This window comes from Gelidibacter salicanalis (assembly GCF_016469035.1).
GTDB lineage: Bacteria > Bacteroidota > Bacteroidia > Flavobacteriales > Flavobacteriaceae > Gelidibacter > Gelidibacter salicanalis_A.
In genome coordinates, this window is sequence record NZ_JAEHJZ010000061.1 from 1 (window position 1) to 14,062 (window position 14,062).

Here is a 14,062-nt window from a genome sequence, read left to right on the forward strand (position 1 = left end):
ATTGAGTTTTACTAATTTAAAAACTCTTGTAAAATCCATTATTAAGATAGGGTTTACTAAACTAAAAATCTTAAAACTTCATAGACAGTCGCACATTAAACACCCGCGGGCTTAAATAATTGGGAACTGCAGATTGGCGTTTGCTATACACATCTCTCACCCAAGTATTGGTGATGGAGTTTTGAACGTCGAACATATTAAAAACCTCCACACCAATGGTGAGCTCTTTAAAGGCATTTTTCCAATTGGAAGTGTAGGTTCTATCTCCGTCTACAATGGCATAAGAAAAACCGACATCGGCACGCTTATAATCGCGTAATCTATTTTGGTAGTCGTAAGGATTGGCATAACTGGGAGAACCACCCGGAACACCGGTATTATATACCAAATTCAGGTATACTTTTAACTCCGGAATATTAGGTACATAATCTTGAAACAACACCCCAAACTTCAAACGCTGATCCGTAGGTCTTGCGATGTAGCCGCGGTTTTCAATATTTTCTTCAGTCTTTAAATACCCAAAACTGAACCACGATTCGGTACCAGGAACAAACTCGCCGTTCAATCTTAAGTCCAAACCATACGCATAAGCCTTCGCATTATTATTAGCGCGATACCTGATCCTTACATTTTCTAAAGTATAAGGGTTAACATCAGTCATGTGTTTATAATACGCTTCAGAAACCAATTTAAACGGTCGGTCCCACATTTTAAAACTGTACTCATTGCCCAAAACGAGATGAATCGATTTTTGCGCCTGTACCTCTGGTTTTACCGTACCGGAAGAATCTCTGAGTTCTCTGTAAAATGGAGGTTGGTAATACAATCCGCCAGCCACCCTAAACAGCATGTCTTTATCCCAATCTGGTTTAATGGCAAATTGAGCTCTCGGACTAAATACGGTTTGTGAGTTGCTTTCGATACCATCGCCATTAACCGTCCAATGATGCGCTCTCACACCTAAATTGTAAAACACTTCATTCGTCCCCAACTCTGAGCGCTTGCTCCATTGCGCATAGGCCTGAAAGCGTTCAATTTTAACGTAATTGGTAGCTCTTACATTTTGAAACGCCACCAAAGGCCCTTGATAAGTTTGGTAGGGTTGGTCTTTGAAAACATCTAGATTCGGCGGATTTATGGAAAATCCGGCGGAGTCAATCACTTCCCATTCTACCAAACGATCCCGAATATCTTCATGCGTATATTTAATGGACCACTCCAATGTGTTGTCGTCCATTTTATAATCGCCTTTATGCTCAACCGTGGTAATCATAGCATCCAAATCATTTCTGGCGTGTGTAAGTTGGGAGCCTATTCCTTCGCTAAACTCCACTTCGCCTAAATTCTCATCACCTATATTGGTATTCACTTCCCCCAAACGGTATTGTGCCAAAATATCAAAATATTCCTCTTCAGTGGTGTGGTACGTGGAGGCGACCAATTTCAAGGTGAGGTCTTCACTTGCAAAATAATTCGCTTTAAACGCGCCAAAATAGGTGTTGTAGGCATCTTTTTCCTGACCTTCATAATAGACCAATAAAGCTTTTGGATCGGCTATTGTACCAAAATTGGTTTGTCTGTTTTGTGGCTCAAACGTATACTTGTTGCTGGAAATATTTCCTAAAAAATTCACTTGAAATTTATCTGTAAACTTATACGTCAGATAGGTTTGTGCATCGGCAAATACGGGTTTTACGATGCCTTCTGTTTCTAATGAATTTAAGATTAAACCGTTATCTCTATAACGCACCCCAATTATTCCTGAAAATTTGGAATCTTTTGACACCGCTTCCGCAGAGATGCTGCCACCCAATAAGGATAAATCAGCGTTGACACCAAATTTTATCGGCGTTTTATAAGTAATATCCAATACTGAAGATAATTTATCACCATATTTTGCTTGAAAACCACCGGCAGAAAAATCAATGTTCTGCACCAAATCCGTATTGACAAAGCTCAAACCTTCCTGTTGTCCAGAACGCACTAAGAACGGTCTGTAGACCTCAATGTCATTGACATATACCAAATTTTCATCAAAATTACCGCCACGTACCGAATATTGGGTGCTCAACTCATTGGAAATATTTACCCCAGGCAAGGTTTTTAAAATATTCTCTACACCCGGTTGTGCCCCTTTAATGGTTCTGAGCAGTTCTGGAGCAATAATAGTCACGCCGGTTACAGATTGGCGTTGGTTGCTATTAATTACTACAGTTGCAATTTGCTCAATATTCAAACTCATTACCGGATTAAATTCTACAACTTGTCCGTTTTTGAGATTGAATTTTACAATCACACGTTTGTACAAAATATGCGTAAACGCTACGGTAACTTCACTATGGGCAGGAATCTTTAGCTCGTAGAAGCCATTGGTGTTAGAGTTGGTCCCGATGTCACCCACTTTAATATTGACATTGTCAATAGGCAAATGAGCGTCATCCAAAATAATTCCTTTTATGGTTGCTGTTTGTGACCACACCAAAGCAGGTAACACAATAAAGGCGAAGCGCAACAGGTACAAATGTAGTTTCAAGGAGAGGGTTTATTTTCTAAAAAAGGTTGCTTCAAATGTAGAACTATTTCCTACATTATCAGTGACCACCAATTTCAATTCGTTTTTGGTTTCCGTCGCCACATTATCATTAAAATCAAATGTTAAGGAGTTGGTTTTATATTCATATTCTGTCAAAATAAATTTGCCATTTATAGTGGCTCGGTAATTACTGATGCCAGAAAGGTTGTCCGTAATTTTAAATTTAAGATAGCGAAAATTACTCAGCCATTTTCCATCCTGGAAGTTTGTGGCTGATATTTTTGGTCCTTGGGTGTCCATTACTAAAGCATAAGTTCCCAAAGCATTGGATGAAGCGGTTAATATATTATCGCTTCTTTTCGTGTTGAGATAACTTGGGTAATTTCTAGAGCCAATAAGCTCAGCAATATATAATTTATTCTTTTCTGCATCTTTATAGTTGCTGACGTCATAAGTTATAGTCACGTTTTTTTGAAGTGGAATCAGGTCTTTATGTAAATACAATGTGTCGTTGCTTACTTTAAAGTCCACAAACGTATCTTCATAAAAACTGTTTGCAGGAATGTAAACCGAGACGTTTTTGTCGGTCAAATTGGTAGGCTGATCAGAGAAAATATATGTTTTAGCTTTGGTATCAACTAGGTTTGGAGTGTTTGACGCCTGTTTTCCATTAATAGGAATCGTTACCCAAGATTCATTACCATGGAAATCCTTAATCCGAACCTTATAAACTGAAGCAGTGCTATCTTCAATGGTCACGTAACCGTCATTGTCTAGGGTTTGATAAAGACTGAGTACGTTTCCTTGTTCAACAAACAACTTTTGAATGCGACTTCTTCTGGTTTTAAAATATTCATAATCAAGAAATCTATTAATATGTCGAGATTCAGAAAAAGAAAATCGATTGAAATCCATTTCAAACTTTTTATGCCCATTAAAAAAGGCTTCCAAACCATTAATCCCATTTTGGTTAACCGCCAAATCTTGTGAATCATAACTGACCACCCCAAAGCCAATGGTACCAAAAGCAGTGACACTTTCTACCATATAATCTTTTGTTTTGGTAGGGATGAGGCGCAGTTCCACTCGGCCGGTTTTTCCGTTAACAGACGCTGCATCGTCTTTGGTATAGGCATATACACCAGTTACAAACGGTGTTTTTTTATCCTGAACCTCCAGCCCAAAAAGCAACGGATTGATGGTGCGTTCCTGTTGATCCCGTATTTCAAAATGCAAATGCGGACCGCCTGAACTGCCCGTATTGCCAGAATAGGCAATAATTTCATCAGCATTCACTTTCAACTCATCCACGGCAGGAAACAGTTCAACCTCATAGGATTCTTTTTTGTATTGCTCCGCTTTTATGTAGGCTTCAATAATAGGGGCGTAACTTGAGAGGTGACCGTAAACACTAGTATAACCATTAGGATGGGTGATGTAAATAACTTTTCCGTAACCATAATGTGATACTTTAATACGGCTTACATAACCCTCTGCTACTGTGTACACATTTTGACCTTCCCGTTGCTGTGTTTTAATATCCAATCCGGCATGAAAATGATTGGTCCGCAATTCGGCAAAAGTACCCGAAGGAATAATGGGAATGTCCAAGGGACTCCTAAAATAGTCTGTTGGATACTCTATCTGGGAAAATGCGAAAGAGGTTAAGAGAAGTGGGATAAATAATAATTTCATAGTGCGATTTAAAAGGCTAAAAATATTAAAAAAAGTTAGGAGTGCCTAAAGTTATAAGATTATTAGTTGCACGCTTTTACACTCTTTTTAAGCAATTGATATAAGCTACCATTCCTCCAGTTTTCAATATTAATTTTTGAGATAAGGAAACTCCTAAGCCTATCAGATGCTTCTAGAATGTCTATTAAGTTTGTAATTCACAAAAAGGTGTAAGGCTTAGTTAACTTTAAGACTGCTAAGTGCTTTAGTATTATAACTTTAAAATTTTTAAAAATTTATGACAAAACAATTGTGATTTTTAAACAGGTATGTTAACTTTGTTACATCAGTATTGAAATTTGTAAATGAGTAAAGTTGAAGATATTGTTGATTCTTTAGAGAATAAAGTCAGCAAAGTTTTACATAAGCAAGAGGTTTTAAAACAAACCAATGCTAAGCTTTCTGAAGAATTGGCTAGTTATCAGCAAAAAATTATTCAGCAGCAGGAAGCATTGAGCTCTTGGGTTGAAAAATATGAAGCCCTCAAAATTGCGAATTCAATGTTGGGCAGTGATGAAAACAAACGAGAGACAAAGCTCAAGATAAATACATTAATAAAAGACATAGATCATTGTATAGCACAATTATCTGAATAATGTAAGCATAGTATTTAATGTCAGAACAGCTAAAAATTAAGCTTTCCATAGCTAACAGAGTGTATCCGCTAACGATTGCACCGGGTCAGGAGGAAGGATTGCGAAAAGCCGCTAAGAAAATTGAAACTATGATTGGTCAATTTGAGCAAAATTATTCCGTAAGAGACAAGCAGGACGTTTTAGCCATGTGCGCTTTACAGTTTGCTTCTCAAGTGGAACAGAAAACAATAGATAAAGACAATGTTAGTGAAGATGTCAAAAACAGATTAACCACTTTGGACGATCTTCTTCAGTCACATTTAAGCTCTTAACGTTCTTTAAAATACATAGGTTACTGCCTACATTAGTTATTTATTTGATAAACTCAACATTATTTCTTTAAAAAGGGTGAGTTTAAGTTGTAAAACCGAGCTGCCTTTGAGCAGATTTTTGATCAGCTTGTTAGCCCTAAACTTGTTTTTAAGGAGTTTATACTAAATTCAAAGCTGATGTAGGCTTTTTTTTTGCTTAGACTTTGCATTTTCAACCAAATGTTTTGCTAAGCCAATCCCGGTGATATGCGGGTCTTTTGATGATATCAAATTTTTTTTAAACTAAACTAAACATGGAAAACACAATTTTATTAATTGTTGGAGGCGCAGTATTAGGCATAATACTCGGCTATATTGTAGCAAAAGCACTAGAAAAGAACAATGCTTCAAAACTTATTAAAAATGCCCAGGAGGAATCAAATTCCATCTTAAGACAGGCAAATTCAGAAGGTGAGTCTATTAAAAAGGATAAACTCTTACAAGCAAAGGAGAAGTTTATAGAATTGAAGTCTGAACACGAGAAAATCATCCTGTCCCGTGATAAAAAAATAGCCGAAGCTGAGAAGAGAACCCGCGATAAAGAATCTCAGATCTCAAATGAATTAGCAAAAAATAAAAAATTATCCCAAGAAATAGAAGACAAAATAAAGGATTATGACTTTCGTCTGGAATTTTTGGAAAAAAAGAAGGAAGAAGTTGATAAGGCGCATAAAAGCCAAGTTAAGCAATTAGAAGTTATTTCAGGTCTATCTGCTGAAGACGCAAAATCTCAACTTGTAGAGTCGCTTAAAAATGAAGCTAAGGCAGATGCCATGGCTTATATCCAGGACACTTTAGAAGAAGCAAAACTTACGGCGCAACAAGATGCTAAGAAAATAATTATCAATACTATTCAGCGTATCGGTACAGAAGAGGCTATTGACAACTGTGTTTCTGTATTCAACATCGAGTCTGATGATGTTAAAGGACGCATTATTGGTAGAGAGGGTAGAAATATCCGCGCCATTGAAGCCGCAACAGGTGTGGAGATTATTGTAGATGATACTCCAGAAGCCATTATATTATCTTGTTTTGATTCTGTCAGACGTGAAGTAGCGCGTTTATCGCTTCATAAATTAGTGACCGATGGTAGAATCCATCCTGCTAAAATTGAAGAGGTGGTTGAAAAAACACAAAAACAAATCGAGCAGGAAATTATTGAAGTTGGAAAACGTACGGTAATTGATTTGGGTATTCACGGATTACACCCTGAATTGATCAAATTGGTGGGACGTATGAAGTACCGCTCTTCTTACGGTCAAAACCTATTACAGCATTCACGTGAAGTTTCAAAACTTTGTGGCGTTATGGCAGCAGAATTAGGGTTGAATCCGAAAATCGCAAAACGTGCCGGCTTACTACATGATATTGGTAAAGTGCCAGATTCTGAAGCTGACATGGAAACCCCTCACGCCATTTTAGGAATGCAATGGGCAGAAAAATACGGTGAAAAACCTGAGGTTTGTAATGCTATTGGGGCCCATCACGATGAAATTGAAATGACAACTTTGTTTGCACCTATCGTTCAGGTGTGTGATGCTATATCTGGTGCTAGACCAGGTGCAAGACGTCAAGTTTTAGATTCTTACATCCAACGTTTAAAAGATTTGGAAGATGTGGCATTCGGGTTTAACGGTGTCAATAAGGCCTATGCCATTCAAGCAGGACGTGAATTACGGGTAATGGTAGAAAGCGAGCGTGTTTCTGATGAGCAGGCCGCTAATTTATCATTTGAGATCTCACAAAAAATCCAAACGGATATGACCTATCCAGGGCAGGTAAAAGTTACCGTTATTCGTGAAACAAGAGCTGTAAATATCGCAAAATAAAAATATGCCATCATTTATATATAAAAGTCTAGCTGTATGCTAGACTTTTTTGCTTTTGCCAGTAATGGTAAACGTGGTACCTACATTGACTTCACTTTCTACTTTTATGGTACCCCCATAACTTTCTATCTGGTTTTTTATAAGATACAATCCGACGCCTTCAGCGTCATCATTATTATGGAACGTTTTATACAATTCAAATATATCATTTCCATATTTATTCAAATCGATACCAATACCATTATCAGTAATGGTGAGTCTAAATTTATTTTTGACGTAGTAAAAATTAATTGAAACCACTGGATCTCTATCTGGATGCTTATATTTTATAGCATTTGACAATAAATTCTGGATGATACTTTCAAAATAGGAACAATTATAATACAAAAACAGCTTTCTGGGGATGTTATTATGGATGGTCGCGTTATTTTCTGTAATGACAATATCTAGGAGTTCTAAAATGTGATCTATTGCATCAGCAATATAAATTTTCTTGGTCTTCTTAACTTTACGGTTTTGCACGTTCACAACATCATGCAAATTGGATATGGTTTTTGATAGAGACCAAGAAAGTGATTTTAAATGGGCCATTATACCTTCCTTTTCCACTGAAGATTCGGCTTCATCATAAAATTCCAATAAACTCTCAAAATTGGCCGTATGTTGCTTTAAATTGTGGGTAACAATGTGCGCGAAATTTTTGAGCTTATTGTTGTGTTCTGTTGCAATCAATAAGGATTCGTTGATTGTGTTTTCATTTTGTTTTTGATTGGTAATGTCTGTGTGTGTCCCGATAATCCGTTTTGGATTATTATGTACATCCCACTCTACGATTCTACCTTTATCACGTATCCATTTATAAGAGCCATCCTCACATCTAACACGGTGTTCATTTTCGTACATGGGGACCAATCCATTTAAATGGTCTTGAAAATTACTAAAATAGAGGGCACGGTCATCAGGGTGTACGCGGTCATTCCAAGCATCAATATGACACCCAAATGACGGGTCAGTAACTCCAATAATCTGTTTTGAGCCTTCCGAGAAATACACACGATTGGCAACCGCGTTATACTCCCACATTCCTATACCTGATAACTCTAAGGCCAGTTGCCATTTGAGATGATCAACAAACGTAGAATTTAAATTATCTATTGGTAATCCTGATCTAAGTGAGGTCATAGCTTTTAAGTTAGAAACGTGAAAAAGAATCTCCGAGTAATTTTGGGGAAATCACTTAACTATTGTAAAATGCTATTAATCTAATTATAGGGGGATTATATACAAGTTATGAAAAATATGACAAATTGTAAAATTTATTTTAGGTTGAGTTCACTTTTATTAGTCCAATTTCTCTTGCAGAAGTAGGATTATTCCATTAAAACCAGTGCATTTTAATGTAAATATTAGATTAAGAGATACAAAGCGCCTTCAATGGTCAAGACTAAAGTACAACTGATACAACTTGTTGAGTGGCCTATTTTCTTGGATGGAATTTATTAAGCACCGCTTTCAAATGGCTTCTGTCCACATGCATATAGATTTCTGTTGTGGTAATGCTTTCATGTCCCAACATGAGCTGTATGGCTCTTAAATCCGCACCATTTTCCAATAAATGTGTGGCAAAAGAATGTCTGAAGGTGTGTGGCGAAATAGTTTTATTGAGGTCGATTTTTTCCGCCAATCTTTTTACCATTGTAAAAATCATCGCGCGGGTCAATTGTTTGCCCTTATGATTTAGAAAGAGCGTGTCTTTAAATTCCTTTTGTACGTTTATTTTAGTGCGTACCTCATCTTTGTAAATTGTAATATATTTTTGTGTTGATGCTCCAATAGGAACAAAGCGCTGTTTATCGCCTTTTCCTGTGACTTTGATAAAGCCTTCATCAAAAAACAAATCTGAAATTTTAAGATGCGTCAATTCGCTAACCCGTAATCCGCAGCTATATAATGTTTCCAAAATGGTGCGGTCCCGTTCTCCAATGCGTACGCCATTATACTCCTTGGTCAGTTCTACAGCCTCTATTAAATTGTTAATATCTTCCACACTCAACGTATCTGGAAGCTTACGGCCAATTTTTGGGGATTCAATATGGTCTAACGGATTGATTTTAATATAATCTTCAAATATTAGGTAACCAAAAAAACTACGCAATCCTGAAATAATCCGCGCCTGGGATCTTGCGTTTAACGACTTTGAAACCTCGAAGATAAATTGCTGTAGTGAGGTATGTTCAATGGTAAGAGGGGAGACTCTAATGCTATTTTCTTCTAAAAACCCCATAAGCCTCTGAATGTCAAAGGTGTAATTGGCAATCGAATTTGAGGACAATCCACGCTCAATTTTTAAATATAATTGAAAGTCGTTAAGAGCATCATGCCATTTCATTAGATAATAGAAGGTTTAGGTTTTTGTTTAATATAGACAATAATAAACTTTTTAACTCAGAATAGAGTACAGACAAAATTTAAAATAGACCTTATTTTGACCCTAAAATGGGCAACCGGAATCATATATCCTAACTTTGGGTGTATAAAAAATTAATTTAACGATTTTTTCTGATCATTTCTATAATTTCAAAATCTGTGAGTCGCTAAAACCAGTTTGGATTATAATTTTTAAGGAGTTATACACTCTACCTTATTTGTTAATACCTGTTTCTAAATGTGTTAGATAAAGTAAGGTTTTATCGGCACAATATTCTGCTTCAATAATTGGAGAACACAAAGTGTGATCTTCCAAAGTTATGGGGTAAAACGCTACTGGTCTACATAATTGTTAAAAATATATAATTTCAGTTAAATTGTGTTAATCTCAAATATGGTAAGTCTTTACCTACTTATATTTGGAATCAATTTAAAAACAAAACCTCATGAAAAAATTATTTTTAGCAACTATGGTGGGACTTTTTAGTGCCACTACAATTTATGCACAATCAGACGACACAACCCCCCAATTTGGTGTAAAAGGTGGCATCAACCTTTCTAATATTACAGGTGATGATTTTGGCGATTTTGGTTCAATGACAAGCTTCAACTTAGGATTGTTTATGGAAATCCCGTTGAGTGAGCGTTTCTCGTTTCAACCAGAAGTATTGTATTCCGGACAAGGTTATAATATCATAACCAGAGACCAAGACAATATTTTTGATGTTGACGACAATGTAGAATATCAGTTGAGTTATATCCAAGTTCCCTTAATGGCTAAACTGTATCTGGTTAAAGGTTTGTATGCCGAAGTAGGACCTCAATTTGGTTTTAAGGTAAAGGAAGAAATTGATTATAAACCTGCATCAGATGGTGGCGATGTTGAATTCAATTCAGATGATTCTCAAATGAAAATTTTTGATACCAGTGTAGCTGCGGGTGCTGGATATAAATTTGATAATGGTTTTTCTCTTTCTGCAAGATATACTCACGGCTTGACAAATATCTATAAGGACAATACTATTTTCAAAGATGTAGATGCAAAACATTCCGTTTGGCAATTTGGTGTAGGCTTTTCATTTTAAGTGATGCGCTTAAAGCCATCAAATGGGTAGTGAGTATAAGGAAGCCAATTGGCTTCCTTTTTTTGTGCTCTTATGTACTTAAATTTTAATACATTTATCTTATGAAAAAATTGATGATCATTAATGGCCCCAATTTAAATTTATTGGGCACTAGAGAACCGGATCTATATGGAAGTTTATCTCTACATGAATTTTTGGATGCTATAAAAGCGAAATATCCTACTGTTGAAATCTTTCATTTTCAATCGAATATTGAGGGCGAACTGATTTCCAAAATTCAAGAAGTTGGTTTTACTTATGATGGTATTATTTTAAATGCTGCTGCCTATACACATACTTCAGTTGGTATTGGCGATGCTATTAAGGCAATCACAACCCCAGTTGTAGAAGTTCATATTTCAAATACCTACGCTCGAGAAGAGTTTAGACACCATTCCTTTATAGCACCAAATGCCAAAGGTGTAATTCTTGGGTTTGGATTACAGAGTTATGAATTGGCCATACAGAGTTTTTTAACTGATTGATGATGACATTTAAAAACTCAGTTTTAGCCGCATTGGTTATGGTGTCTACGTTGCTCGTAAATGCCCAAGAACCTTCAACGTCATATGGCGTAAAAGGAGGACTAAATCTGACGTTTTTTACTATTGATCAACAAAATCTAGGATCTTATTCCACTTCTGAAACAGGATTTTACGGTGGGGTATTTGTAACATTTCCAATTGACGATTTTTTAATCATACAGCCCGAAGTGTTATACATTTCTGTAGGCGACTTTAATTTTTTGAATGTGCCGCTTTATGCCAATTATGAAGTGGCCAAGAAACTGCATTTGTTGGCAGGGCCAAGTGTGAATTACTTTTTCGATTTTTTTACCGGCAAACTGAAAGTTGGCGCGGATATCAGCTCTAGTTATGAGATTTCCAAAATTTTAGAAGCCCATGTTAAATTTACTTTGGGTCTAGATGAATTGGCACCTAACGGATTGTTTTTTGGATTGGGTCTAAAACTTTAAGTAAGATTCCATAAAACAATTAAAAGCCAATAAAAAAGCGATTCAAATTTTTGAATCGCTTTGTTTTTTATGGTATTATTAATCGTGAATCGTCAATCTTATAAATGAATAACTTCACCGTAAGCTGCAGCAACAGCCTCCATGACCGCCTCACTCATTGTTGGATGCGGATGTACCGTTTTCAGCACTTCGTGTCCTGTAGTTTCCAATTTACGTCCTAAAACAGCTTCAGCAATCATATCTGTTACGCCTGCACCAATCATATGGCAGCCTAACCATTCGCCGTATTTGGCATCAAAAATTACTTTTACAAAACCGTCTTTTGCTCCAGAAGCACTTGCTTTACCTGAGGCTGAGAACGGAAATTTACCGACTTTAATATCGTAACCTTTTTCTTTTGCCTGTTTTTCAGTCATTCCAACACTGGCAATTTCTGGAGACGCGTAGGTACATCCAGGAATGTTGCCATAATCTAACGCTTCAACGTTTTGACCAGCAATTTTTTCTACACATAATATGCCTTCTGCAGAAGCAACGTGTGCTAAAGCTTGCCCGGGAGTGACATCTCCAATGGCATAATATCCAGGAATGTTGGTTTGATAATAATCATTGACCAAAATCTTATCTCTATCAACGGCAATACCTACATCTTCTAAGCCTATGTTTTCAATGTTAGATTTGATCCCTACGGCTGAAAGTATAATATCGGCTTCAAGGGTTTCTTCACCTTTGGCAGTTTTAACTGTGGCAACAACACCTTCACCAGAAGTATCTACTTTAGTCACTTCAGAAGAGGTCATGATTTTAATACCACTCTTCTTAAAGGATTTTTCCAATTGTTTTGAAACGTCCTCATCTTCAACAGGCACAACGTTTGGTAAAAATTCCACAATAGTCACATCCGTACCCATTGAATTGTAGAAATATGCAAACTCTACACCAATGGCGCCAGAGCCAACAACAATCATCTTTTTAGGTTGCTCTTTTAAAGTCATCGCTTCTCTATAACCGATCACTTTTTTACCATCTTGTTTCAAACTTGGTAATTCTCTAGAACGTGCACCCGTAGCAATAATAATATGGTCTGCACTGTATTCTTTACCATCAACGTCAACTTTTTTTCCGGTCTTTAATTTCCCGAAACCTTCAATGACATCAATTTTATTTTTCTTCATCAAAAATTGAACGCCTTTGCTCATGCCTTCAGCAACACCACGACTGCGTTTTACAACCGCACCAAAATCCTTATCGGCTTCTTTTACAGAAAGACCATAATCTTCGGCATGTTTAAGATATTCAAAAACCTGTGCTGATTTTAATAAGGCTTTTGTAGGGATACATCCCCAATTTAAACAAACGCCGCCAAGGCTTTCTTTTTCTATAATTGCAGTTTTAAATCCTAATTGTGATGCTCTAATAGCAGTTACGTAGCCACCAGGACCACTTCCAAGAACAATGATATCGTATTTACTCATGAGTATTTTTTATTCGTGATTAGAAGCTACGAAGTTACAAAAAGTAAATTTCAAATTGCAAATTACCAATTCCTAAAATGGCAATAGTTATTAAGAGTTGTTCGTAAATGATGCTAGTTGTTAACTTTAGAGTGTAAAGTTGATTTTGAATCGTAAAGAAATAATTGGTTAGGGGCTCATTGACATGAAATTTACCGAGAAAAATAGATTTATTCTCAGCAATTGAGAATTATAAATTATCAGTAAAATGTCGTGTGCCCTTTTCTTTATCAAATTTATCCTTGTTATAAGTTGATGAGTTTCCTTTAGCAATGGATAAATTCACCCATTGATTACCTTTTAGCAATTTACCAATATAGGCCATTTGGCCAATATGATAGGGGTAATGTCCTAATTGTCTAAAAATGGCTTCAGCAACGGTATGGCCTTCATTTCTAATATAAACAATGGAGGTCATGTCACTTTCAGTAAGTGGTGAAATAGCATCAAACAGGCAATTCCAACCTTTATCCCAAGCCTCCTGAAGTTCTTCTTTAGTGGTGTAGGAGGCTTCAAATTCTTGGTCACGTTGGCGCCATTCCTTTTCACCGTCTTCAGTTAAAAAATTGGTCCAACGGCTCAACATATTGCCGACCATGTGCTTTACAATAACGGAAATACTGTTGGAGGCGTCATTGGGTTGGTAAATCATATCTTCAAAAGACAATTGGGCAATGGTTTTATCGCCTACAGTTTTATAATAAACAAACTGTTTTATAATTCCAGACATGAATGTAGTTTCCATGACTTAAAGTTAACCAACAAATTTAAAATTCAAAAAATAACACTCATAAAAAATAGAAATTCCAAACCCCAATAGGATGAGTATCCCCTTGGAATTTGGAATTAACAAAATTTAGTTTTTATTATCTAGTTAAAGGTAAAAACCCTGCTCCCGATAGCTATCGGGATTCATTGCAGTTACTTTAGTTTCTATAAATTTTTAAGGATATTTTGTCATTTCGACAGAGCGAGGAAC

The 14,062-nt window shown here is 36.4% G+C and carries 12 protein-coding genes and 1 other RNA gene; 7 read left to right on the forward strand and 6 right to left on the reverse strand.

What is annotated here, in order from left to right; translation table 11 throughout:
- Positions 1-70: 70 nt before the first annotated feature.
- Entirely contained in the window at positions 71-2,533 is a 2,463-nt protein-coding gene (locus JEM65_RS20035; RefSeq protein WP_233530755.1) for a TonB-dependent receptor, read from the reverse strand.
- A gap of 9 nt (positions 2,534-2,542) precedes the next feature.
- Positions 2,543-4,228: a M23 family metallopeptidase gene (locus JEM65_RS20040; RefSeq protein WP_199603364.1), complete on the reverse strand. Its 1,686-nt coding sequence runs from the start codon at positions 4,226-4,228 to the stop codon at positions 2,543-2,545.
- Between the two features lie 344 nt (positions 4,229-4,572).
- Between JEM65_RS20040 and JEM65_RS20045 the strand changes: the two genes are divergently transcribed.
- The 4 genes from JEM65_RS20045 (at position 4,573) to rny (ending at position 7,042) form a co-directional block, all read left to right on the forward strand.
- Positions 4,573-4,863, forward strand: coding sequence for a hypothetical protein (locus tag JEM65_RS20045; RefSeq protein WP_199603366.1), 291 nt, complete (start codon positions 4,573-4,575; stop codon positions 4,861-4,863).
- 17 nt (positions 4,864-4,880) lie between these two features.
- Positions 4,881-5,174 carry a cell division protein ZapA gene (locus JEM65_RS20050; protein ID WP_199603367.1) on the forward strand — a complete coding sequence of 98 codons (294 nt, stop codon included), beginning with the start codon at positions 4,881-4,883 and terminating at the stop codon, positions 5,172-5,174.
- Between the two features lie 51 nt (positions 5,175-5,225).
- Positions 5,226-5,333: non-coding RNA, 6S RNA (gene ssrS / locus JEM65_RS20055), on the forward strand.
- Between the two features lie 134 nt (positions 5,334-5,467).
- The gene (rny, locus tag JEM65_RS20060) at positions 5,468-7,042 is read left to right on the forward strand and encodes a ribonuclease Y (RefSeq protein WP_199603368.1); all 1,575 of its coding nucleotides are present in this window, start codon (positions 5,468-5,470) and stop codon (positions 7,040-7,042) included.
- Between the two features lie 39 nt (positions 7,043-7,081).
- Here rny and JEM65_RS20065 read toward each other — a convergent pair whose 3' ends face one another.
- Positions 7,082-8,224 carry a sensor histidine kinase gene (locus tag JEM65_RS20065; RefSeq protein ID WP_199603370.1) on the reverse strand — a complete coding sequence of 381 codons (1,143 nt, stop codon included), beginning with the start codon at positions 8,222-8,224 and terminating at the stop codon, positions 7,082-7,084.
- Positions 8,225-8,519: 295 nt separating this feature from the next.
- A complete protein-coding gene (gene xerA / locus JEM65_RS20070) occupies positions 8,520-9,431 on the reverse strand; it encodes a site-specific tyrosine recombinase/integron integrase (RefSeq protein ID WP_199603372.1) in 912 nt (303 codons plus the stop codon).
- 484 nt (positions 9,432-9,915) lie between these two features.
- On the opposite strand from xerA, the gene JEM65_RS20075 reads away from it, so the two are divergent.
- From JEM65_RS20075 to JEM65_RS20085, 3 genes are all read left to right on the forward strand, one after another.
- On the forward strand, positions 9,916-10,554 hold the full coding sequence (locus tag JEM65_RS20075) for a porin family protein (RefSeq protein WP_199603375.1): 639 nt from the start codon (positions 9,916-9,918) through the stop codon (positions 10,552-10,554).
- Between the two features lie 101 nt (positions 10,555-10,655).
- A complete protein-coding gene (gene aroQ, locus JEM65_RS20080) occupies positions 10,656-11,078 on the forward strand; it encodes a type II 3-dehydroquinate dehydratase (RefSeq protein ID WP_199603377.1) in 423 nt (140 codons plus the stop codon).
- Entirely contained in the window at positions 11,078-11,569 is a 492-nt protein-coding gene (locus tag JEM65_RS20085; RefSeq protein WP_199603380.1) for an outer membrane beta-barrel protein, read from the forward strand. The genes aroQ and JEM65_RS20085 overlap by 1 nt, the downstream gene beginning before the upstream one ends.
- Before the next feature lie 98 nt (positions 11,570-11,667).
- Here JEM65_RS20085 and lpdA read toward each other — a convergent pair whose 3' ends face one another.
- Together lpdA and JEM65_RS20095 are read right to left on the reverse strand one after the other, a co-directional pair.
- Positions 11,668-13,044 (reverse strand): dihydrolipoyl dehydrogenase, encoded by a 1,377-nt coding sequence (lpdA, locus tag JEM65_RS20090; protein ID WP_199603382.1) that lies wholly within the window; start codon positions 13,042-13,044, stop codon positions 11,668-11,670.
- 229 nt (positions 13,045-13,273) lie between these two features.
- A complete protein-coding gene (locus JEM65_RS20095; protein ID WP_199603384.1) occupies positions 13,274-13,828 on the reverse strand; it encodes a DUF1572 family protein in 555 nt (184 codons plus the stop codon).
- Between the last annotated feature and the right edge of the window lie 234 nt (positions 13,829-14,062).

Coding starts and splice junctions, on each gene's coding strand:
- JEM65_RS20040 (WP_199603364.1), bottom strand. CDS start 4,228: ATGAAATTATTATTTATCCCACTTCTCTTAACCTCTTTCGCATTTTCC.
- JEM65_RS20045 (WP_199603366.1), top strand. CDS start 4,573: ATGAGTAAAGTTGAAGATATTGTTGATTCTTTAGAGAATAAAGTCAGC.
- JEM65_RS20050 (WP_199603367.1), top strand. CDS start 4,881: ATGTCAGAACAGCTAAAAATTAAGCTTTCCATAGCTAACAGAGTGTAT.
- rny (WP_199603368.1), top strand. CDS start 5,468: ATGGAAAACACAATTTTATTAATTGTTGGAGGCGCAGTATTAGGCATA.
- JEM65_RS20065 (WP_199603370.1), bottom strand. CDS start 8,224: ATGACCTCACTTAGATCAGGATTACCAATAGATAATTTAAATTCTACG.
- xerA (WP_199603372.1), bottom strand. CDS start 9,431: ATGAAATGGCATGATGCTCTTAACGACTTTCAATTATATTTAAAAATT.
- JEM65_RS20075 (WP_199603375.1), top strand. CDS start 9,916: ATGAAAAAATTATTTTTAGCAACTATGGTGGGACTTTTTAGTGCCACT.
- aroQ (WP_199603377.1), top strand. CDS start 10,656: ATGAAAAAATTGATGATCATTAATGGCCCCAATTTAAATTTATTGGGC.
- JEM65_RS20085 (WP_199603380.1), top strand. CDS start 11,078: ATGATGACATTTAAAAACTCAGTTTTAGCCGCATTGGTTATGGTGTCT.
- lpdA (WP_199603382.1), bottom strand. CDS start 13,044: ATGAGTAAATACGATATCATTGTTCTTGGAAGTGGTCCTGGTGGCTAC.
- JEM65_RS20095 (WP_199603384.1), bottom strand. CDS start 13,828: ATGGAAACTACATTCATGTCTGGAATTATAAAACAGTTTGTTTATTAT.